Source organism: Idiomarina sp. MD25a (genome assembly GCF_001870515.1).
In the GTDB taxonomy this organism is placed as follows: Bacteria; Pseudomonadota; Gammaproteobacteria; order Enterobacterales; family Alteromonadaceae; genus Idiomarina.
Genome location: NZ_MDGT01000002.1, coordinates 164495 through 187763, shown reverse-complemented (window position 1 = coordinate 187763; position 23269 = coordinate 164495). Strand labels below are relative to the sequence as shown.

The window sequence follows — 23269 nt, the reverse complement described above, 5'->3', positions numbered from 1 at the left end:
TAACAAATATTATGCGGAGATTAGACCAGCTCGAGTGATTCTGTCGGCACTCGGATTACGGTCAACAAAGCGCGTTGCCCCAATGCCACCTGCGCATTAGGGAAAATAATATGTTCGCCATCATGCTGTGCGTAAATATTTTCACCACCATCAATCGCTAATAGGTCGCCTTTGTCAAAAGCGGTAAAGTTAGCTACGTCATCGGCGAAATTAAGTTCAAATTCTTCGTGTTGACGATTAATTGTTTGCGCTTCAGCAAACATAAAGTGCTGTTCTGGTTCAAACTCAGGGAAACTAAGCACTTGCTCACCCACTAGCCGACGCAGCGTATCTTCTGCCGCTTGGAAATCCGCACGATTATTCTCGCCAAATTTTTTCACTTTACCCAGCTCAACGGTAAATGCCTGAGCCCCGAAGGTGTTGTATGAAAAATAGGAAAATGTTGTGGTCGGTTGCTGGTTTAATAAAATGGTATCAACACCGCAGGCGAGTAAGAACTGCAATTGTTCACGGTGATATGGCTTACCGTCGGTAAACGGATGGACGGCAAATTTTTCACGCTTAGAGTCGCGAATGGCGGTGTGCAAATCATAATGATAACGGCGACGCTCTCCCTTTGGAGCCGATGCGTAAAAACGCTCGCAATAGCCTTCAATTTCTTTCGCACGCTCACGTTCTTTATTCTGTTTACTACCTTGACTATGCGCACCGCTAAATAAACGGTTCATATTTTCTTCGACAAACCGCTGTTCAATATTAATTGAAGCTGGATTAGCAATAAGAAATAGTACGCGATGAGCAACTGTCTGTTCACCCGAAATAATGTCCTGAATAATATCGCTGCAAATTTCAATGGGTGCGGTTTCGTTACCATGAACAGCACACGATAAAATAATATCTTTGTCGCCGGCATGGTCCGGTTCAACGACCAACACGCCACTGTCCCAAACCGTTAATTGAGTACCGTTATCTAATCTCTTCTGAAATTGTTCGGGGTAGCCCCATTCGTGCTGTCGAGTCCAGTTAAGAAAATTGCTAAACACTTGGTCCACCATCTTACTCCTTCACTTTTTTCCCGGGGACAAACCCTTTGGTAGCTAATAAGTCACGTAATACCCGTGACTTATACTCACGTCGGTACAATACCCAAACGACAATGGCACTTGATACCACCAGCATCACAGGGTGCAAAAACCATGACATGTACGCGAGTGCAAAATAATACGTTCTTAAGCCTTTGTTATATTCATGACCGGATTGGTCCAATACTTTCGCAGCATGACGAGCAAACTCTTCACGTTCTTCTTCTGGACGTTGGTTCTGCTGATAATTTACGCTGACACCGAGCAACACCGACACGAAACCAAACTGTCTTATAGCCCAAGTAAATTTAAAAAAGGCGTAGATAAATATAAGCGCTAGCACAGCAAGCTTAAACTGCACCATATTCACATGCGCGGTGGGTGTTAGCGGCAGTTCGTTGAGTACATTTACTAGCTGGTCGGCATGCGCGAGTACGGTAATTACACCCGCCAACACCAAAATGGTCGAAGAAGCGAAGAAAGTCACTGTACGCTCTACGTTGCCGATAAGTGAGGCATCGGCAATTTGATTGTCTTTGTGCATCACATTACGCATCCAGTCGATACGCAGCTCACACAGAATACTCGACAAACAGTGTGTGGTTTTAGCGCGTTTACGCGCGAACAGGGAATAACCTATCCAGCAAACAAAAAAGAACAACAAAACAATGATGTCGATCACTGATAGCAGCATAGCGTCCCCGTGCCTGTTGATTGTGCCTACATTAATCGCCTTATGTTAACAGTTTATGACAACTTTGATGAGCGCATTTTAAATTTTCACGGCGGCTGTAATTTCGGTCAGGCACAAAAAAGCCGAGCACGGAGGCTCGGCTTTTTTATGCGCATTAACTTAGTAATCTTTTAATGCTTCTTCAGTGGTCTCTTCTTTTGGTTTAGGCGGTTTCGCTAAACCATACCAAGACAACATTGTTTGCGTGTTGCGTTTTGCATCATCCAAAATCAGGTAGAGACATGGAATCAGCAACAACGTAATAATCGTTGCGAAAATAATACCAAACGCTAAGGAGATCGCCATTGGAATAACGATCTTCGCCTGCAATGACTTCTCTAAAACGATTGGCAACAAGCCAAAGAATGTAGTCAATGAAGTCAGCGTAATCGCACGGAAGCGTCGACAGCCCGCATCTAACACCGCATGACGCAATTGCGTACCCTCTTCACGCGCTCGGTTGACATAGTCGACCATTACCAACGAGTCATTCACCACGACCCCAGCTAAGGCAATGATGCCGAACAAGCTCAAGATACTCACCGGCATACCCAGAATCCAGTGGCCAATAATCGCGCCGATGATACCAAACGGAATCACTGACATAATGATCAGAGGCTGACTGTATGAGCGCAGCGGCACAGCCATCAGCGCGTACACTGCAAACATAGCTAATACGCCACCCACGGCCAATGAACTGGTCGCTTCCGCCTCGTCCTGAGTCGCGCCTTGCAAACCAAACCCAACACTTGGGTGACGTTCCAAGATCTCAGGCAATTTCACATTGCGGATCTCTTGCACGATGCTAGACGGCTCGACTTCATCCTTGTTCACACGGGCTCTCACGTTAACTGAACGCTGACGATCGATACGCGTAATGGTGTCATAACCCTTCGAGTGCTCAATCTCAGCCAATTCGGTAAACGGGATCTCGCCGCCGTCTGCAGTACGTAACTTCATATCTTGCAAGTTACCCACGGATTGGCGCTGAGATTCAGGATAGCGAACCATCACTTTAATTTCTTCGTCACCACGCTGAATACGTTGAGCTTCAGCACCGTAGAAAGCATAACGCACTTGCGTAGCCAACTCGCCAAGGTCAATGCCCATGGCTTCTGCGAGCGGTTTGGTTTTGAGCAAAATCTCATCTTTGCCGTCACCGAACGTATCTTCGATATCAAACACACCATCATAAGTCGACATGACTTGCTTCAGCTCATCCGCCGCGGATTTAAGCTGGTCGAGGTTTTGGCCTGTCAACTGGAACTCAATATCGAAGCCACTGCCGCCGCCAATACCACCTTGGAAGTTAACGGTACGTACACCGGCTAATTCAGGCACGTTTTCGCGCCATTTATTAACAATCGCGTAGCCGTCGATCTCTCGTTCTTCACCTTTCTTCAATTCAGCGAAGATAGTACCGCCAGTATTACCGTTCATCCAAATATTGGTATGACGAACAACGCCTGAACCTTCTTCTTCAGCGATGGTGTCATCAACAGACTTCAGTCCGTTCTCGACCGCTTTCAAGACTTCAATGGTACGCTCTTCCGATGTCCCTGGCTGCATCTCAATGTTTGCCTGAATAAAGTCACTCGGAATATCGGGGAAGAAAACCCAACGCACAATACCACCGCTAATCAAGCCAACCATTAAGATCAACATGCCAACGAAGGTCGCTAACGTTGTGTAGCGATAATGAAGACACTTCTTCAGGAAAGGACGATAGTAACCGTGTACAAAACGTTGCACAGCAGCAGCAAAGCGATTACGGAAACGCTGGAACGCATTCGGTTTGTCCTTACCATCTTTCGAGTACTTCATGTTGGCGATATGCGCAGGCAGTATCAGCTTAGACTCGATTAGTGAGAACATTAAGCAAAGGATGACAACCCAGGCAATAGACTCCCAGATTGCGCCCATACCGCCATCCACCATCAGCATAGGCACGAAGGCCACCATGGTGGTCAGAACACCGAACGTCGCTGGCATCGCAACCCGCTTAGCACCACGCACCACGTTGTCTATCGATTTGCCATTTTCTTCGATCTCGGTATAGGCGCTTTCGCCTATGACAATGGCATCATCCACGACTATACCGAGCACCAATATGAATCCAAACAAGGAGATCATATTAATGGACACATCAAACATCGGTAGCGGCATCAGCGCGATTGTACCCAAGAAGCACACGGGAATGCCGATCATCACCCAGAACGCTAATCGTAGCTGTAGGAACAAAGACAGCATCAGGAATACCAACAAACCACCCATCCACATGTTATTTAACATGAGGTCGAGACGGCCTTGCAGGTAATATGACGAATCCCCCCAATACGCGACTTTTACTTCATCAGGTAGCGAGGTATTTTTGCGTTCCGCATAGTTTTTCACAACTTCAGCGATTTTAAGATCGTTCTGATCGCCTACCGAGTTAACCCGCACAAAGGTCGCTGGCTTGCCATCAAAGCGGGTGAACGCCTCAGTCTCGACAAAGCCATCGGTCACTTGCGCAATGTCACCTAAGGTCAAACGAGTACCATCAGGGCGACTAATCAACACGATTTTCTCGAATTCATCACCCACGTACGCCTGATTATTAGCGCGCAGTAAAATATCGCCATTAGGCGTTTTAATAGAACCACCGGCGACATCGAGCGAGGTGCCGCGCACGGCATTAACGATTTGCTGGAAACTCAAACCATAGCGTTCGAGATCTTCTTGCGAAATTTCTACAGCGATTTCGTAACCACGTGCACCCACGACTTCTACTTTGGTAATTCCGCCTACTTGTTTAAGCTCGTCACGGACTTCTTTAGCCAGCTCTTTGCGCTGACGCTCCGTCACATCACCGTAGACAGTCATCCAAATCACATTGCGGTTAGGTCGCACACGATAGATGTTTGGCTTTTCAATTTGTTGTGGGAAGTTAGGGATGGCGTCCACTAGCATTTTAACTTCGTCCATCACTACTTGAACATCGTAATCGGGTTCAACTTCAATAGTGACTGAGCCGAGGCCTTCCTGTGAACGCGATGTCATCTCTTCAACGCCATCAACGTCTTCGAGCGCATCCTCAATCAACATAATGACGCCTTGTTCTACTTCTTGCGGCGCAGCACCTGGGAAGGGTACTTGAATGCTGATTACGTTTAATGAAATTTCTGGAAACATTTGCTTGCGAACACTGAAAATCGACATCACGCCCGCAACCACAATCAGGAATAATAGCAGGTTAGCGGCAACCGAGTTGCGCGCGAACCATGCGATAATGCCTTTATTAGTATCTTCTGTACTCATCGTCATGACCTCTTAGCGGTTCGCGTTGCTCGCCGTTTGTTCATTACCGGCTTCGCTACTATCCGACTCGGCAGACTGCTTGTTGTCGCCACTTTGTTGTTCTTTTTGTGCAGTCGATTCCATTTGCGCAGGGAGCGGATCACCTTCTAAGCGAACGGGCGTTCCAGGCAACGGATTAGCTAACTGAGTCAGTACCACTTTATCGCCTCGCTCAAGGCCCGAACTGATAATCGAATCATTACTCTGGGTGCGAATCACTTGCACCGTACGGTGCTTAAGCACTCGCTCGTCATCGACAATCCATACTGAGCTGTCTTCATTGATCGCGTATGTTGGCACGCTCATGACATTCGATACCGATTGCCCTTCAATTTTGGCATCAACAAAACGGCCATAACGCAAGGTTGCGTTGTGTGTATTCCCTTCCAGATTGTATGGGTCATCGACTTCTACCACGCCATAAATAACGCGGCTATTTTCATCTAACACGCCTTCAGTGCGAACTAAACGACCCTGCCAGTCAGTACTAATACCGTTTACCATCGACTGTAAATGAACCTTGGGTTGTTTACCTTCGCTCGGCATATCGAGATACGTTGTATCTAAGTCGCTCAGTGGCAGGCGAACTTCGGCGGTACCGGTGCCATATAACATAGCAATTTGACTGCCTGAGCCGACAAACTGACCTAAGTCAGCTTGCTTAGAGCGCAAGATCGCATCGAATGGCGCACGAATCGTCGTACGTTCGAGGTTACGCTGTGCCATCGCTAGGTTTGCTTCAGCGGATTCAACCGCTGATAGCGCGCTGGCTAGCTGAGGCTTGCGAAGACCCAAGGCAGGTGCCTCGCCGTCTTTGAACATCGCCCACTCTTCTTCAGCAACACGAGCACGAGCTTTTTCTTCTTCAAGCGAAGCTTGGGCTTGTAGCAATTGTGCCTTTGCTTGTTGGACAGCGACCTTGTAATCACTCGGGTCAATCTGCAACAACATGTCACCTTTGCTGAAAAAGCCGCCCGCATTAAAGTTATCGGCGATTTCAATAATTTGGCCGCTCACTTCTGATAACAGTTGCGTACTGTGTTTTGGTCGAACCGTACCCTGCGAATCAACAACAAACGTCATGTTCTCGGGTTGGACTTCTTTCACCTCGACCATCGGGGCGGGTTTAACGTTTTGTTTTTTCTCAGGCGGCTTACCCGCCATACTAGCGACCACGGCTAGCGCAATAAACAAAACTATAATCATCGGTGGGATAAAGGCTCTTTTCTTAATCTTCATAATTGTCGCTCAGTCAATTGGTTAAGAATATTTTGTTATAGCCTTATTATCGCCGCAATAAATGTAAATTGTTAGCACAGATGTGTTGCTATTTATGAGTTTCGCCCCCTAAGTTGTAACGGACTATTACAAACTTAGCTGAAACCCTTGCTATCCCTCTAGTAACCACCGTTCTGCCGCTTCCACCGCAGCCGGTTTACCACTTAACAACACAACATCATCAACTGCTAACTCAATTTGATCAGTTAAATCAGTCACTTCGACATCATCACGGCGAATCGCCTTGAGCTCTACATTACGTTTAGACCAATCTAACTCTTCCACCGACTTGCCGACTGCCCATGCGTGTTGAGGTAAAGGCACTGCATGCAAAAACTGAAGTTTCTCTAACCGTTCGGGATCCATATCCGTATGCGAACCAGGGAAAAAGCCATGCATATCGCCATAATGGTTACGTCGCTCTTGTTCTAGGCGCGTGAGAATGCGACGAATAGGCACACCTGAGCGGTTCAGCACGTGCGATATCAACATCAAACTCGCTTCTAGGGTATCCGGCACAACCTGCGAAGCACCGGCTTCTTGCAGCGCAGTCAAACGGCTATCATCGCGGCTTCGCACTAAGATAAAGGCGTCTTCGTTCATAGCACGAATTTCTTTCAACGTTTTTATCGCATAGGTGTCGTCGGCATAACTGATCACAATCAATGGCGCATGTTGCGCGCCAACGGCACGCAAGATATCGCGCTTAGCGCTGTCGCCAAAATACACTTTGGCGCCCCCTGCCACCGCTTCTTGCACACGCATCGGATCATTGTCTATCGCGACATGTTTAATACCTTCAGCTTCTAAAAATCGTGATACGGTCTGTCCGACCCGTCCGAAACCACAAATAAGTGCCGGGGCCGATTGTTCCTCTTCGGATTGATCGGAGCGGATACCTGATGAATCTCCTTCATCGTGTGCCAAGAACGCAACCAAAGGCTGTAGCTTTTGAATGACTAATGGGGTAATCGCCATACTTAACACACCCACACCAATCAGAATGGAACTGATCCGAGGCTCTAAAAGACCATAGGAGGCAGCCAAAGACACAAGTACAAAACCAAACTCGCCCATTTGAAATAATGATACTGCCGTCGCCCATGCATCACGTCGGTGTTCACCCATCATGCGCGCTACGCCTTGAATCAATAATACCTTAATCAGCGCCATAACCAGCAAAGTCGCGACTATCCAATGAAACTCGAAAACCACTGCGTTGAGCGACAATTGCATACCGACGGTGGTAAAAAACAGTCCCATTAAAATGTCACGGAAAGGACGAATATCGGCTTCGAGTTGATGTTTGTACTTACTTTCGCCAAGCATCATACCGGCTAAAAAGGCCCCAAGCGCCATCGACAAACCAAATAAATGGGTTAGGCCGCCAGCGACCAAAGCCACCAATAACGTGGCGAGTACAAACAACTCATCAGTGCGTTGACGAGCAATTTCACGAAATAGGTACGGTAAAACCCATTTACCAATCAAGAGTAATACCGTGATCACAGCCGCACCTTTAAGCAGCGCTAACAATAGACTGTAAACAATATTGTCGCCGCCTTGTCCTGCAAGGAGCGGGATGGCAATTAATAAAGGGACGACCGCGATATCTTGGAATAACAATACGGCAACGGTCATTTGGCCGCGTCGCGTTGCCGTTTGTGAGCTTTCACTGAGCTGTTTTATCACCACCGCGGTTGACGAAAGCGCCAGCGCTCCAGCTACAGCGAGTGCGGCTGTTGGGCTATCAAGCAACCAAAGTCCGAGGCCCATGAATAAGGCCAGTGAAACAAGCACTTGAGCCGAACCTAAACCAAATACCCAACGTCGCATTGCGAGCATCTTAGGAAGCGAGAATTCCAAGCCTAGAGAGAAAAGCAACAACACAATACCGAGTTCTGCGATCAGATGGTATTCATTCGGGTCAGCTATCCAACCCATCACATCGGGTCCTGCGATAACACCCGCGGTAAGATACGCCAAAATGGCGGGTAACTTTATGCGGCGAAACGCCCATACCAAGACTACGGCCACTGCAAGTAACATTAGTAGACTGGCAAATGTACCGTACATAGGCTTCTCCTCATCATTGTGTTTGTCCTGTCAAAATAATAACACTGCTAGAGTGACAATGAGTTTACTTATTTAACTTCATGATATTAATTGATTTTTACTCTATGGCACAAATTTTGCTTTAACTAGTATTATCAAAAATAATTGATCGTCATGTTAAATAAAGTCAATTCGAAAAACAGCGTTAAATGTAGCATGCCACAAAAACTTTCGAGCTATTTGTCACGTCGCGAAGACTGGCAGAAGTCACGTTCACTCGCGGAACGCTTACAAACGACCCTTGATGTAAGTGAATTCTTTGCACTGTTTGCCGCTCATTTGAACACGCGCGTTCCGATAAAACAGATTCGCTTTGAAAGCGAGTCTTTGCATCACCATGTGCTGATACAAGAGGGAGCCACCGCAACCGAGCATGCGGTATTAGTTTATGCTGATGACCAACTACTCGGACAAATAACGTACACTTTTCTACAACCGCTTTCATTTTTACAAAAGTTACGACTCAAAAAGATGCATGCTCATCTTGTCTTTCCGCTAAGGAACTTATTAGCATTCCAACAAATGAGCCAACTCGCCTCACGCGATCCTTTAACACAACTTTATAACCGTACCATCATTAAGCCTCGACTCGCTAAGCTCATTAAAAATGCACATCAACGTACGCATACAGTGATGATGATTGACTTGGATAACTTTAAACACGTCAATGATCGCGAGGGCCATGACGTCGGTGACGAGATCCTACAAGAAATTGCCAGCATCATTGGCGAAGAAATTGATCACGATCATGTTGCGGTTAGGTTTGGTGGTGATGAGTTTCTATTGCTTATGCGTGACACCGATCTACGCTCTGCACATGCACTTTTTAAGCGTATGCAACAACGTCTATGTGAACAACCTTTGATAAGCCAATATGGTATCAAGATCAGTGCCGGCTCGGTGCGCGTGCATCCATATTTCAGTGTCGAGCAGGTACTAACCCAAGTCGACGAAAATATGTATGCGGCAAAACATGCCGGTGGCGCGTGCCATATCTTCGATAGTCATTAAGATGCGCGTATTACCCCGAGCGCTCAAAGCTGACTTTGAAGGGTGGTGGAGTTGACGAATCCGTACATGTTAGCCAACCACACACAGGCAACCATAACCAATCTCCAACGAGTAATACGGGTAAATCGTCGCGTAACCACCATGGAATACGTGCTTGCTTCAACCACGCCCTGAGTAACTTCCCACCCTGTCGACCTGGTTGGTAGAGTTTCTGTGATTTTATTGGCGTCGATAATTGTGCGATCGTGGTAAGTTCAATAGATACTTGGCGCTGCTGATCCTCAGTAAGTTGCCATTTGACGCGATCCCATGGACGACCTAGCTGGGCACCCTGCCCATATAATTGAGGCGATTGAGTATCGGTCTTAAACCACCATAATGCCTTGGCATACAAATAAACGCTAGCCGCGCCCAAGCGCACTTCGACCTTTGCATCGCTCGAAGCATTCAGTGCTTGTTGCTGAATTTCTTGCAGTTGAGCATGTGACGGCATGCGCTGACAATCGGTATGCCGCGTTAACCAAAAACGAATAGCAGCGCGTTGCAGTGGCTCCGAGTAATCACTCAACTGAGCCACACTTAGCCCCGTGCCTAACCAATGATTTTGACACCATGCATCGTTGAGTTTGTCAGCCAAGAGTTCATCTAGCAGTGCATCTTGTTCCGCACAAAGCGCCGCTGAACGGAGCACGCTATGACCGAACTGAGGCCAGCGTTGCTCGATCTTGGGAATCACTTCATGACGCAGGTAGTTACGTTCAATTTGGGTATCGTAGTTTGTGTCGTCTTCAATCCAGGTCAACTGATGTGCGTGAGCGTAGCTTAAAATATCTTCTTTGCTAACATCCAATAACGGCCTCACCAGTCGCCTTTGTCCAATGAAAGGCTGCACCTCAGCCATCGAGGCAAGACCGCGGGGCCCGCTGCCACGTTTTAATTGCAGCAAAAAGGTCTCAATCTGATCGTTGCGATGTTGGCCTAATAAGATAACCGCATTGTCATCGGTAAGCGCTGCTAAACGTTGATACCGACGTTCGCGCCCCATCGCCTCTTTAGACACTCGCGTCTGTTGTTCAAACAATAAGTCTTCAAAGTGGCTCGTCATGCCATAATCGTCGACGCTTTGCTGAATGGTCTGTGCCCATAACGGTGAGTCGGGATGAAAATGATGGTCGAGATGGATAGCAAGGTAGGCGTATTGTGGGTTTTCTTGCCGAAAGCGGTTTAAACAATCGAGTATGGTCTGCGAATCCGCACCACCACCCAAGGCAACAACGAGTTGTTGCCCGGGCACTAATTCTAGGCGCTGTAAACTGTGCTGAAATTTAGAGTACAGCGTATCGGTGTTCATGGTCGGCTATTAGCAATAACCGAAAGACATCAACTTCTGATAGCGCTGATCGAGCAGTTGCTCTTTATCAAGGCCAATCAGCTCGCCTAAGTCAGCGTTTAATTGATCTTTTAAGCGACTCGCCATTTCATCCATATTGCGATGTGCACCACCCAGCGGTTCTGGAATAATCGTGTCGATCAAACCCAGTGCTTTACTCTTATCCGCAGTTACACCCATCGCTTCGGCTGCTAAAGGCGCTTTCGACGCACTCTTCCAAAGAATCGATGCACAGCCTTCAGGCGAAATAACTGAATACGTGCTGTATTGCAGCATGTTAACTCGGTCGCCCACGCCAATCGCTAATGCACCGCCTGAGCCACCTTCACCAATTACAGTACAAACGATAGGCACTGTTAAACGCGCCATCACTTTTAGATTACGCGCAATGGCTTCACTCTGCCCACGTTCCTCAGCACCAATACCAGGATAGGCACCCGGAGTATCGATGAAGGTAATAATTGGCATATTAAAACGTTCGGCGGTTTCCATTAAACGTAATGCTTTACGATAGCCCTCAGGCTTGGGCATGCCAAAGTTACGGCGAATTTTGTCTTTCGTCTCGCGCCCTTTTTGTTGGCCAATGACCATCACAGGCTTACCATCAAGACGCGCCACACCACCGATAATCGCTTCGTCGTTAGCGTAAGCACGGTCACCTGCCATCTCATCAAACTCAGTAAAAATGCGCTTGATGTAATCGAGAGTATAAGGACGCAACGGATGACGCGCTAATTGAGCAACCTGCCAGGCACCTAACTCCGAAAAAATTTTCTCGGTCAGCTCTTTACTCTTCTGCTTAAGCCGTTTGAGCTCTTCTTCGATGTTTATATCGAGCTCACCACGTTCGCCAACATTCTTTAATTCTTCAATTTGGGCTTCGAGTTCGGCTATCGGTTGTTCAAAATCCAAAAAGTTTAGGCTCATTATTTAATGTTTCCTCTAAAACTCGAGCGTGACCCACTGTTCACCCAGTAGATCCTGTAAATGATGTATAAGTTCGTCGGTCGGCTCAACATACCATTGAGCCCCAACGTTCATCGAGGCCAACGCGCGTTCGCCTCGGTAATGAATTTTTACTGGGCAAGTGCCTTGCGCAAAGGGTCGCATTGTCTCGGTAAGACGCTTAGTCATCCCCTTTTCAATTTGTTCACCGGTCACCGTGATGGCGAGATGTTTAACAAAACTGGCACGTGCCTGCTCAATTGTCATTACTTCTCTAGCGACCATTCTATTACTGCCAGAGAAGTTATCAAATCGTACCTCACCTTTTGCCCACAAAATTCTGTCTTTTTCGAGCATGTGTTGGTAACTTTCGTATTCGTTACTATACAGCATCACGTCCATACGTGCGCTTTTATCGTCTAACGTAACAATAGCAAATCGCTGCCCACGTTTATTGGTGATCACACGGACATCAATGACCAACCCCGCTACGCCTACATATTCATTCTTGCGAGTTTCATTGACGTTTGCCAGTGCCCCCACGACATAGTGCTGCAATTCTTTTCTAAAACGGTTGATGGGATGACCGGTAAGATATAACCCCAATGTCTCACGTTCACCCTCAAGCCACACCGCTTCTGGCCATGGTCGTACTTTCTCAAACTCGTGCTCGACGGCATCAGGTTCTGTCGTCAATACACCGAACATATCAGCTTGTCCAATACTCTCAGCTTGACGGTGCTGAACTGCCTGGCGCATCGCTTTCTCAAGCGAAGCCATCAAACTTGCTCGGTGCGGACCTAAGTTATCCATCGCACCCGCACGAATCAAGCGTTCAAGGACACGCTTGTTCAGTTTCTTCAAATCAACTCGACAGCAGAAATCAAACAAGTCAGTAAAGGGACCACCGTCATTACGCGCCTCTAGAATCGCTTCAATAGGTGCCTCACCCACGCCTTTAATAGCCCCAATACCATAGACTACGCGCTGCTCGTCATCCACCGTAAACTTATACACGCCTTTATTAACGTCCGGAGGAAGCAACACTAAGCCCATGCGTTCGCATTCGTCCGCTAGGGTGACAATTTTGTCGGTGTTATCCATATCCGCCGACATGACCGCAGCCATAAATTCAGCAGGATAGTGCGTTTTCATCCACAAAGTTTGGTAAGAAACTAACGCGTACGCGGCCGAGTGAGATTTATTAAACCCGTAGCCCGCAAACTTCTCGACCAAGTCGAAGATTTTCATCGCCAACTCGGGGTCGATGTTGTTGTTGTGCGCACCCTCGCGGAATACTTCCCGCTGTTTCGCCATCTCTTCAGGTTTCTTCTTACCCATAGCTCGACGCAACAAATCCGCACCACCGAGCGAGTAGCCCGCCATGACCTGGGCTACCTGCATTACTTGCTCTTGGTACAAAATAACGCCATAAGTCGGCTCAAGTATGGGCTCAAGACACTCGTGCTGGTAGGTTGCATCAGGATAGGACACTTCTTCTCGACCATGTTTACGATCAATGAAGTTATCGACCATACCCGATTCGAGTGGTCCAGGTCGGAACAGCGCCACCAATGCGATAATGTCTTCAAAGCTATCGGGAAGTAGCCGTAAAATCAGCTTTTTCATGCCGGCAGATTCGAGCTGGAATACCGCGGTGGTTTCAGCTCGCTTAAGCACTTCAAAACACTTTTTATCAGTCAGACTGATTGCATTAATATCGATGAGCGGCTCGCCCGCCTCCTGTTTACGAGCATTCACCATATCCAACGCCCACTGGATAATGGTCAAGGTCCGCAAACCGAGGAAGTCGAACTTCACCAGACCTGCCGACTCTACATCGTTTTTATCAAACTGGGTAACCGGATTTTTACCCTCGTCATCGCAGTACAGTGCGGCAAAATCGGTAATAGTCGTCGGCGAAATGACCACGCCGCCCGCGTGTTTACCTGCGTTACGTGTCACACCCTCTAAGATACGGGCGAAATCTATCAATTCTTTGACTTCTTCGTCGGCATCATAGCGCTCCCCCAATTCAGGGACTTGCTCGAATGCTTTTGCCAACGTCATGCCTGGATCGCCGGGCACTAGCTTGGAGATGCCATCAACAAAGCCATAAGGGTGGCCCAGTACACGCCCTACATCGCGAATCGAGGCTTTAGCAGCCATGGTACCGAAGGTAATAATCTGTGATACCGCGTCGCGCCCATACAGTTCCGCGACATGGTCAATGACTTCGTCGCGTCGATCCATGCAAAAGTCGACATCAAAGTCGGGCATCGAAACACGTTCTGGATTCAAGAAGCGTTCGAATAGTAGATCAAACTCGAGTGGATCCAGATCAGTGATTTTTAAGGCGTAAGCAACCAGAGAGCCTGCACCCGATCCACGTCCTGGGCCCACAGGAATATTGTTATCTTTACTCCACTGGATGAACTCCATGACGATCAGGAAGTACCCAGGAAACCCCATCTGGTTAATCACATCAAGCTCGGTTTGCAAACGCTCATCGTAAGGGGGTCTTTTCGCTTGTCGTTCCGCCTCGTCGGGGAATAAGAACTCCAGTCGCTCTTCTAAGCCTTCACGGGATACCTTTACGAGATAGTCACCTTCCGTTAAGTTCCCGGTCGGGAACGCAGGCAGAAAGTACTCACCTAAACGAATGGTGACATTACAGCGTTTAGCTATCTCAACGGTGTTCTCTAATGCCTCGGGTATATCCGCAAACAGCTCTTGCATCTCTTCGGCACTGCGCAAGTATTGTTGCGGAGAATATTTTTTCGGCCGTCGCTTATCACCGAGTTGATAGCCATCATGAATGGCGACGCGAATTTCGTGCGCTTCGAAATTTTCTTCTTCGAGGAATACTACTTCGTTAGTGGCCACCACAGGCAGCTCATGCTCGGCCGCAAGTTGAACCGCACTATGCAAATACGCCTCTTCTTCTGCGCGACCCGTGCGAATAAGTTCAAGATAAAAGCGATCAGGAAAGTGTTGCTTATAGAACGCTAGGCTCTCTTGCAAAGGTCCTGGGTGGCCTTTCAACAACGCGCACCCAACATCGCCTTCGCGGGCACCAGAGAGCAGAATAATGCCTTCGTTATGCTGCGCCAGCCAGGCCTTATCAATCACCGGCTTGCCTTGTACATGGCCGCGTAAGTACGCTTTGGAAATCAACTGTATTATTTGCTGATAGCCCTCGTTATTCATTGCCAATGCGGTCAGGCGAAAAATCTCACCTTCGGGATAATCCCCCCATACCCACAAGTCAGCCCCGATAAGCGGTTTGAGTCCTTTGCTGTGAGCAGCACCGTAATATTGCACCAGACCACAAAAGTTCATTTGATCGGTAAGCGCCATAGCGGGCATATTCATGTCCGCCACGCGCTGACAAATGGGCTTCACTTTTGTAAGCCCATCCACCATCGAAAAGTCACTGTGAATTCTTAAATGAACAAAAGAAGTATCTGCTGCCATTAAAAGCCTAATTGGTAAACTGCGTACTGAACATTAAGGCAATATTCTGCCTTATCGTGTTATTCAAGTACATGCTTAGTGCAGTTTTAAACGGGGTTTAACCGCGTGATTCAGTTTATCCACAGCGATTACCAGCAGCATCTTCCACCAGCCATGCAACGCACGTTGGTGCATACGGTAAAGGCTTGCATAAGCATAACGCGCTAAAGTGCCCTCGATAGACATCGATAGACTCTTACTTTGCATTAAGTTCCCCACAGCCGAGAAGCGACTGAGCGACACCAATGAGCCACGGTCTTTGTACTTAAATGCTTTGGCCGCTTTGCCCTTTTGCATGCGACGGATATTTTTATAAAGACAGTCAGCCATTTGATGAGCCGACTGCGCACGCGGTGGAACAAAGCGGTTTTCGTCGATGGCGCAAGCGGCACAATCGCCAATGGCATAAATCGAATCGGCGCCTTTTGCTTGTAAAAACGAATCAACTTCGATTTGATTATTTTTCCGCGTCGACAGACCGAGCTGCGCTAGGAAATCAGGTGCCCTCACGCCGGCTGCCCACACCATCAGATCGCCTTTGATACTTTGTCCATCATTGAGTACCAACTGACCTTTTTGGGCTTCCTTAGCGGGATTACCAAGCAACACTTTTACACCAAGTTTGTTGAGCTTTTTATGTACCGATTGTGATAAACGCTCGGGCAACGCAGGCAATAATCGTTTACCGGCCTCAACTAACGTGATATTCAGTCGATCGCGGGTGAGGTGGCCCAAGCCGTATATCGATAGCAGAGATACTGAATGTACCAATTCGGCCGCGAGTTCGACGCCGGTGGCGCCGCCGCCTACAATAGCGACGTCCAAAGTGACATCATGACCATCTTCGAGTGCCTGATTAACGCGCAAAAATTCGTTCAGAAGGTGGTGGTGAAAAGCATCGGCTTGCGCCGTTGAATCGAGGAAATAGCAATGTTCAGCGACACCCGGCGTACCAAAATCAGCAGTGACGCTACCGACGGATAGAATCAGCTTGTCATAGGTTAAAGTGCGCGGTGCCAGCACTTCTTCGCCTTCTTCCTCTATCGCCGCTAAGGTAATGGTTTTACTGTCTTTATCAACGGCTTCCAGTGTGCCTACAATGAATCGAAAATCGGAACGAGCCCCTTGGCCCCGGTAATCAAGTTCTGCGAGCCGCGAGTCGAGCGCACCTGAAGCCACCTCATGCAGTAACGGTTTCCAAACGTGTGTACTGTTTCGGTCAACTAATAGCACCTCAGCCTTACCTGAGCGCCCTAAACTTCTTCCTAATTGAGTCGCTAACTCTAAACCACCTGCACCGCCTCCAACCACGACAATTTTTTCTGTCATTGCTTGTAATTTCCCTGCCAATAAATGAAAAAGCCACCGGCGATCATAACGCCAGTGGCTTTTATTTACAGCAATATATTACAGATTTACTAAATGTTTTTAGTCAACTTTTGGTTCCGTTAAACCACGACGCTCAAGCAAGGCTTCAACGGTCGGTTTTTGGCCGCGCCAATCGATGTATTGCTGCATCGGATCTTTGCTGCTGCCTTGCGATAAGATATCACGACGGAATGCTTGACCATTTTCCAACGTCAAACCACCGTTCTGATTCATATATTTAAACGCGTCTGCCGCAAGCACCTCACTCCACATATAAGCGTAGTAACCGGCAGAGTAACCACCCGCAAAGACGTGCGCGAAATAAGTCGAGCGATAACGTGGTGGTACCGCTTCAACCGCTACACCGTTTTCTTCGAGAGCGTTTTGCTCGAACTCACCCACGTCACCGATATCTTCGCCGGCGGGTACTGTGTGGTATTCCAGATCGAGCAATGCAGCTGCAACGTATTCTAAGGTGTCGAAACCTTGGTTGAAGTTACGTGCCGCAAGTACTTTATCAAGCAACTCTTGTGGGATTTGTTCACCCGTTTTGTAGTGTTTCGCGTAGTTAGCGATCACTTTCGGGTTCAAAGTCCAGTCTTCTTGGAACGTTGATGGAAACTCGACATAGTCACGAGGAACGCTTGTACCTGCTTGTGATGGATATTTCACGTCAGAGAACATGCCGTGTAATGCGTGACCCATTTCGTGGAACATCGTTGATACTTCATCAAAGCTCAGCAAGGTGGGTTCGCCTTCAGGTGCTTTGGTGATGTTCATGTTGTTTAAGATAACGGGCTTTTGATTAAGTAGTTCTGATTGACTACGGAACGAGCTCATCCAAGCACCACCGCGCTTGCTGTCACGTGCATAGTAGTCGGCGTAGAACAACCCAATGCTTGAACCATCTACGTCGAACACTTCATAGACTTCAACATCTGGGTGATAAACAGGGATATCGTTACGCTCTTCAAATGTAATACCGAACAACTGATTCATCGCATAGAACACACCGTCTTTTAATACACGGTTGAATTCAAAGTATTGTTTCACTTGATCGCCATCAATTGCGTATTTAGCTTCACGTACTTTCTCAGCGTAATAGAACCAATCCCAGGGCTTCAATTCGAAGTCTTTACCGTCTGCGTCGATAGCCGCTTGAATTTCTTGGGCCTCGCGCTCAACGTTAGAAACTACCGCGGGCACCAAGTCACGCAACATATTTTGCGCGGCTTCTGGGTTACCTGCCATATTAGTCTCTAAGGTGTAGTCACCCCAGCTATCATAGCCCAGTAAGTCGGCTTTCTGTGCACGCAACTCAACCAGCTTCTTAACTAAAGGACGTTGATCCGTTTCGGTATTTCCCGTACCGCGGTTAGCTGATGCTTCCCAAACGCGTTGGCGTAACTCACGGTTCTCAAGCTCTGCAAGAATCGACTGGCGCGTCGTGTTCGTCAGTACGATAGCGTACTCACCTTTATGGTCACGACTTTCAGCAGCACTTGCTAATGAACGAATACGGCTTTCACTCAAGCCCGCTAATTCGGCTTCATCCTTAACGTAAATAACGTTCTCTTGCGTTAAATTCATCAAGTTGTTGCGAAATTCAGTGGTCAAGCTCGACAATTGCTCGTTGATATCACGGATTTTTTGCTTATCCGCATCACTTAACTGCGCACCTGAGCGTACAAAGCTTTTGTAGGTATCTTCAAGCAAACGCAAAGAAGCCGTATCGAGGTCCAGTGACTCACGCTTGTCATACAAGGTTTTGATACGTGCAAATAAGTCTGCATTGAGCGAGATGTTATCGCTATGCGCTGACATCTCTGGCGCTAACTTGACTTGCAAATCACGAATTTGATCGTTGCTGTTTGAAGATGACAGGTTATAAAACACAGCGCTTACGCGATTCAGGATCTGACCTGATTTTTCCATTGCAACGATGGTGTTCTCAAAGGTAGGCGCTTCTGAGTTTGAAGCGATTGCTTCAATCTCTTCCATGTGCTCTTTCATACCGCGCTCAAATGCAGGCTCAAAATGTTCGAATTTGATCGCATCGAAATCAGGTGCTTGATACTGCAGTGGGCTAGGCTCAAAAAATGGATTTTGTTGAGCAACGTCTTTACTCGCTTGTTCCGCTTTTGCGGTTTCTGCTTGTTGTGAAGTCTGTTGGTTCTGTTGTTCAGCGTCGCTACATGCGGCAAGCGATAGCGCTGTACCAATAGCAACGGCTACGAGCGTTTTACGCATAGTTATCTCCTAACTTGTTATTGTGTAGTCATAATGCGTTTACTTTATGGTTATATTGTAACAGTGGCAAGTGTCTAACGCTCAAACGGCGTTTTTTTTCGATTAGCGCAGGGAAGGCATGAATTATAGGCAAAAAAAAAGCCCCAAGTGGGACTTTAATTTTTGAGAAGTGGCGGAGCGGACGGGACTCGAACCCGCGACCTCCGGCGTGACAGGCCGGCATTCTAACCAACTGAACTACCGCTCCACATTCTCAGAGTGTGCGTGACTTAATGGCGGAGCGGACGGGACTCGAACCCGCGACCTCCGGCGTGACAGGCCGGCATTCTAACCAACTGAACTACCGCTCCACTAAGTCACTGTGTTGGGGGCTGCCCCCTCAACGCGGCGTGAATATTACGAGTGACCACCGATTCAGTCAACCCTTTTTTTAAAGATTTTTGTATTTTTCCGTTCGTTTGTCTGTTAAATGTTCAAATCAGACGCTTTTTAATCATTTTTTCCATTATCTTGAGATTTGGGCTTTGCCGAGCGCTTTTTCAAGAACCATATCGCGCCTACACCGAGTAGGAGTAAAATAAGATTAATCGCGATAATAATAATGATGTTCGCTACCGCCTGTGACTCTTGTTCATCGAGCTGGCGTTGTTTTTCTATGCGTTCCTGCTCAAGTGCTGCACGTTTAGCAGCCAACTGTTCAGCTTTACTCGGCGGCTCAGGCCCTGGACGACTGGAAATAAAACTATAGTCATCGATGACGAGCTCAAACTCTCTACCCTGTTGATTAGTAGCAAATATTGTCATATCGACTAAGTGCTTACCGTAATCCAAATTGGCAATAGGCACACTAATTTCACTTTTTTCGATATCCGTCAGTGAAAATGTGCGCTGTTCGCCATTTGGAAAGTCGACTTGACCGTTTATTGCGACGCTGCCCTGCTTTATACGCTCATCATCAATTTTTATAACCAGTTGATGATCGCGTTCCGCTTGCTCTGCAAGCTTCATTTCAAAGCTGACAGGACTCGCCTCAACAACCACAGGATCAGTTTCATAAGAGCGATCGTAAAGTGGCGTGGTCAACTCATAAGTGGGTAGGTACTGACCGGGGGTAATATTTAACTGAAAACGGCTCGTAAAGGTACCGTCGCCAGCATGCTCATCGTAACCCCTGCCATTATCAGAAAATTGACCAATTCGCTGCGGGTCAACGCCGAAGTTATCGAAGTCTGCATTATTGGTACTAACAAAAAGCACATCTAAAATAACGGTTTCGTGAAACCGCGCCGTTTTCACCGGGTGCTCGCCGTTATACAGGGTACCCTCTACTTTTATGTGCTCATTTTCATATAAAGGTGTCGGCAACGGCTGCGCTTGAAACTTTATATCCGATACGATAACCGCTTCATTTTGCTCGTCGACACGTCCCGCCACTTGCCAGGGCCCTGGCATCGGCTCCTTGATACGAATCATGTCGAAGTTTTCGTTGGTGTACCAAGTTACTTTTTCTATGGGATGGCGAGCCTCGTACCATTTACTGCCGTCGGGCTTTATTAATATTAGGGGGGAACTGCCGCGCTCGCGAAAAAACAACAATGTAATTTCTTTAATATTGTCATCAATGCGAAACCTTTGCCCTTCAATCGGTAAGCGATTGGCCATAGGGTCATTAATGACATTGAGCTGTGCAACCCCCGCCTCGGCTTGCTCGCGCTCCTGCGCTGACTGTGCTAGCGCAGCGCTACTGAACGCTAATAGGAATCCTAGTAATGCAGTTATTACGAATCGAGCCACAAGCACGCGCCACCTTCAGATTTTACAATCGCCAAACGTTGTTGATGTTGTTCTTGTTCATCGGCTGAGGCACGTAAAACCTTTAGCGGGGGGCGATCTTTTATTGCTTGGTGAGCAATATGTCCAGGCTCTTTATTTTCATTTTCTTGACTTTGACTGTTCAATTTTAACGCTGTTTGTCCGCCTGTCATTGCCAGATACACATCAGCAAGGATCTCAGCATCTAACAAAGCGCCGTGTAATTCACGCGCTGAATTATCAACATGAAACGCCTTACACAAGGCATCCAAACTGTTGCGCTGCCCGGGCCGCATCTCACGCGCTAACTGGAGAGAATCCAAGACGTCGCAGTAATCATAAGTTTTACCATACATTTTACCCAGACGCTGAAACTCGGCGTCCATATGGCCGACGTCAAATGGTGCGTTATGAATGACTAGTTGTGAGCCTTTAATGAAATCAATGAAAGCATCGACCACCTGGGCAAATACGGGCTTATCAGCTAAATATTCATTGGTAATACCATGCACTGCAATGGCTTCGTCTTCGACCACACGTTCCGGATTGATATAAACGTGGAAGTGGTTACCTGTAGGCTTCCGATCAATCAGTTCAACGCACCCTATTTCGATAATGCGGTGCCCCTCAGCGGGGTTGATACCTGTGGTTTCCGTATCTAAAACGATCTGACGCATAGTGTTCGATTCCTGATATACTCGCGGTTTAGGTTCAGTTTACAGTGAGTAGCATGGCTAAAGTACATATTTTCACAGACGGCTCATGTCTAGGTAATCCAGGTCCTGGTGGCTATGGTGTGGTACTCGAGTATGGTCAACACCATAAAGAGCTTAGCGGTGGTTACCAGTGTACCACCAACAACCGAATGGAATTACTCGCATGCATCAAGGGGCTGCAAACCCTCAACCGAGCCTGTGAGGTTATTCTGACGACCGATAGTCAATATGTAAAGCAAGGCATTGAGCAATGGATCCACAATTGGAAGCGCAATGGATGGCGTACGTCGAATAAAAAGGCGGTAAAAAATGTCGACCTGTGGCAGCAGTTAGATCAGGCTATTGCGCGTCACAACGTGACATGGGAGTGGGTAAAAGGTCATGCAGGTCACCCGCAAAACGAACGCTGCGACGAACTTGCACGCGCCGCAGCAGAACAAAACCCGACCGCCGTTGATAAAGGCTTTAGTGCCGAGTGATTTCGGTGCTTAGTCTTCGCCGGCAACAACTGGACGCTTTTCTTCCTGCCAAGCGTTCATCCCACCATCAACGCTATAGACCTGCTCAAAGCCCATACGTTGCAAACTTTCCGCAGCTAAGGCTGAACGTCCACCGGTGCGGCAGATGAGATACAACGGCTTTTCGGCAATGCGTTCTAAGGCGTCATCATAACCGGCTACATCGGGATGTTGATTGAGCTGCATTTCCAACACACCCCGCGGCATGTTGACCGCCTCGCGGATGTGCCCTTGCGTATATTCCGCTGGCTCACGCACATCAATGATACGCGCTCCGTCTCTAAGCGCGTGCTGAAGTTGTTCAGTTGTCACTTCATTAACGTTGTTTTTTGCCGTCTGACAAAGCTTTTTAGCATCGATTACCATAATTACCTCTCTTCATAATGCCAATTTGCAGATTGTTTTACTCTCGCCGCAGGTAGCGCTTGTGTCAAGTTTAAACGCTCTTTTCTTACCTTGTTGGCTTGTGGTTTGATGTAACACGATTTTTTCGCAACCAACCAGTAACCCGCACTGAGCCAAGGACAGCGTCGGCAAATCCACTCACTATGGCCGCCCGTTTCTGTCGCCTGTTGGGTTAAAAAGTGTTCAATAAAGTAGCATTGCCGTTCGACCCTAAAACCCAGCAAGGATAACCAATCTTTTACGCGTGCATGAGTAAAATAACGTCCCTGCCAAGGAAAAGGATGACTTTTACTGCGCCACAAGCCGCTCAGTACAGCCGGACTCAATGGATTAAAGCCTGCCAAAATTAACGTACCGTCATCCGCTAAAACACGCAGTAGTTCACGTAGAATTTGATGTGGATCGGCAGCAAAATCCAACACAAATGGACAGACTAATGTGTCTATCGTCTCGTTTTTAATTGGCAAGTGAGTATAGTGAGCGCTTATAAGATTTCCATCATTTACTTGCTGCGTTGTTTGGCAAATATTCACAGGCCGGCCCAAGGTAAAGCCACTGACATTTAACTGCTGGGCTAAGTTACCCAGCGTTAAAGTGACGCCGTTTAGACAGTGCGCGCGCGAGTCGTCTAACTGCTGTTGCACACAGGCTTGAATAAGGCTGCCATTGGCGAGTTGCTGCCAATTTTGTGGTTCCTGCATCTCACTGCGACGATATGCGGGTTGAATAAACAAGGGCCGACCTTTGTGTTAGGCTAGAGTCTACGCATAATCATAGCGAGGAAACCAAGA

Annotated in this window: 16 protein-coding genes and 2 tRNA genes; 2 read left to right on the top strand and 16 right to left on the bottom strand. The window is 47.6% G+C overall.

Annotated elements, in window-relative coordinates:
* Positions 1-20: 20 nt before the first annotated feature.
* From astE to BFR57_RS02185, 5 genes are all read right to left on the bottom strand, one after another.
* Positions 21-1052, bottom strand: a complete 1032-nt coding sequence (astE, locus tag BFR57_RS02205) for a succinylglutamate desuccinylase (RefSeq protein WP_071462773.1) — start codon at positions 1050-1052, stop codon at positions 21-23.
* Between the two features lie 4 nt (positions 1053-1056).
* The gene (locus tag BFR57_RS02200; protein WP_071462424.1) at positions 1057-1776 is read right to left on the bottom strand and encodes a DUF599 domain-containing protein; all 720 of its coding nucleotides are present in this window, start codon (positions 1774-1776) and stop codon (positions 1057-1059) included.
* Between the two features lie 159 nt (positions 1777-1935).
* Positions 1936-5115, bottom strand: coding sequence for an efflux RND transporter permease subunit (locus BFR57_RS02195; RefSeq protein WP_071462423.1), 3180 nt, complete (start codon positions 5113-5115; stop codon positions 1936-1938).
* Positions 5116-5127: 12 nt separating this feature from the next.
* Positions 5128-6360 (bottom strand): efflux RND transporter periplasmic adaptor subunit, encoded by a 1233-nt coding sequence (locus BFR57_RS02190; RefSeq protein WP_253183600.1) that lies wholly within the window; start codon positions 6358-6360, stop codon positions 5128-5130.
* A gap of 183 nt (positions 6361-6543) precedes the next feature.
* Positions 6544-8508 (bottom strand): monovalent cation:proton antiporter family protein, encoded by a 1965-nt coding sequence (locus BFR57_RS02185; protein WP_071462421.1) that lies wholly within the window; start codon positions 8506-8508, stop codon positions 6544-6546.
* A 195-nt stretch (positions 8509-8703) separates the two neighbouring features.
* Between BFR57_RS02185 and BFR57_RS02180 the strand changes: the two genes are divergently transcribed.
* On the top strand, positions 8704-9558 hold the full coding sequence (locus BFR57_RS02180) for a GGDEF domain-containing protein (protein WP_143441033.1): 855 nt from the start codon (positions 8704-8706) through the stop codon (positions 9556-9558).
* A gap of 10 nt (positions 9559-9568) precedes the next feature.
* On the opposite strand, the gene tilS is transcribed toward BFR57_RS02180, so the two are convergent.
* The 9 genes from tilS to dnaQ form a co-directional block, all read right to left on the bottom strand.
* The gene (gene tilS / locus BFR57_RS02175; RefSeq protein WP_071462419.1) at positions 9569-10909 is read right to left on the bottom strand and encodes a tRNA lysidine(34) synthetase TilS; all 1341 of its coding nucleotides are present in this window, start codon (positions 10907-10909) and stop codon (positions 9569-9571) included.
* A 9-nt stretch (positions 10910-10918) separates the two neighbouring features.
* On the bottom strand, positions 10919-11875 hold the full coding sequence (gene accA, locus BFR57_RS02170) for an acetyl-CoA carboxylase carboxyl transferase subunit alpha (RefSeq protein WP_071462418.1): 957 nt from the start codon (positions 11873-11875) through the stop codon (positions 10919-10921).
* Positions 11876-11890: 15 nt separating this feature from the next.
* Positions 11891-15370, bottom strand: coding sequence for a DNA polymerase III subunit alpha (dnaE, locus tag BFR57_RS02165; protein WP_071462417.1), 3480 nt, complete (start codon positions 15368-15370; stop codon positions 11891-11893).
* Positions 15371-15445: 75 nt separating this feature from the next.
* Positions 15446-16738 carry an NAD(P)/FAD-dependent oxidoreductase gene (locus tag BFR57_RS02160; RefSeq protein WP_071462416.1) on the bottom strand — a complete coding sequence of 431 codons (1293 nt, stop codon included), beginning with the start codon at positions 16736-16738 and terminating at the stop codon, positions 15446-15448.
* A 99-nt stretch (positions 16739-16837) separates the two neighbouring features.
* On the bottom strand, positions 16838-19027 hold the full coding sequence (locus BFR57_RS02155) for a M3 family metallopeptidase (protein WP_071462415.1): 2190 nt from the start codon (positions 19025-19027) through the stop codon (positions 16838-16840).
* A gap of 170 nt (positions 19028-19197) precedes the next feature.
* A tRNA-Asp gene (locus BFR57_RS02150) sits at positions 19198-19274 on the bottom strand.
* Positions 19275-19300: 26 nt separating this feature from the next.
* A tRNA-Asp gene (locus BFR57_RS02145) sits at positions 19301-19377 on the bottom strand.
* A 139-nt stretch (positions 19378-19516) separates the two neighbouring features.
* The gene (locus BFR57_RS02140) at positions 19517-20821 is read right to left on the bottom strand and encodes a TIGR03503 family protein (RefSeq protein ID WP_071462414.1); all 1305 of its coding nucleotides are present in this window, start codon (positions 20819-20821) and stop codon (positions 19517-19519) included.
* Positions 20806-21516: a DNA polymerase III subunit epsilon gene (dnaQ, locus tag BFR57_RS02135; protein WP_071462413.1), complete on the bottom strand. Its 711-nt coding sequence runs from the start codon at positions 21514-21516 to the stop codon at positions 20806-20808. Before dnaQ ends, BFR57_RS02140 begins: the two co-directional genes overlap by 16 nt.
* A 44-nt stretch (positions 21517-21560) precedes the next feature.
* Between dnaQ and rnhA the strand changes: the two genes are divergently transcribed.
* Positions 21561-22034 (top strand): ribonuclease HI, encoded by a 474-nt coding sequence (gene rnhA, locus BFR57_RS02130; protein ID WP_216096858.1) that lies wholly within the window; start codon positions 21561-21563, stop codon positions 22032-22034.
* 9 nt (positions 22035-22043) lie between these two features.
* On the opposite strand, the gene BFR57_RS02125 is transcribed toward rnhA, so the two are convergent.
* Together BFR57_RS02125 and BFR57_RS02120 are read right to left on the bottom strand one after the other, a co-directional pair.
* Complete coding sequence (locus BFR57_RS02125; protein ID WP_071462411.1) at positions 22044-22439, bottom strand: rhodanese-like domain-containing protein; 396 nt, start codon at positions 22437-22439, stop codon at positions 22044-22046.
* Positions 22440-22441: 2 nt separating this feature from the next.
* On the bottom strand, positions 22442-23212 hold the full coding sequence (locus BFR57_RS02120; RefSeq protein WP_071462410.1) for a methyltransferase domain-containing protein: 771 nt from the start codon (positions 23210-23212) through the stop codon (positions 22442-22444).
* Positions 23213-23269: the final 57 nt, after the last annotated feature.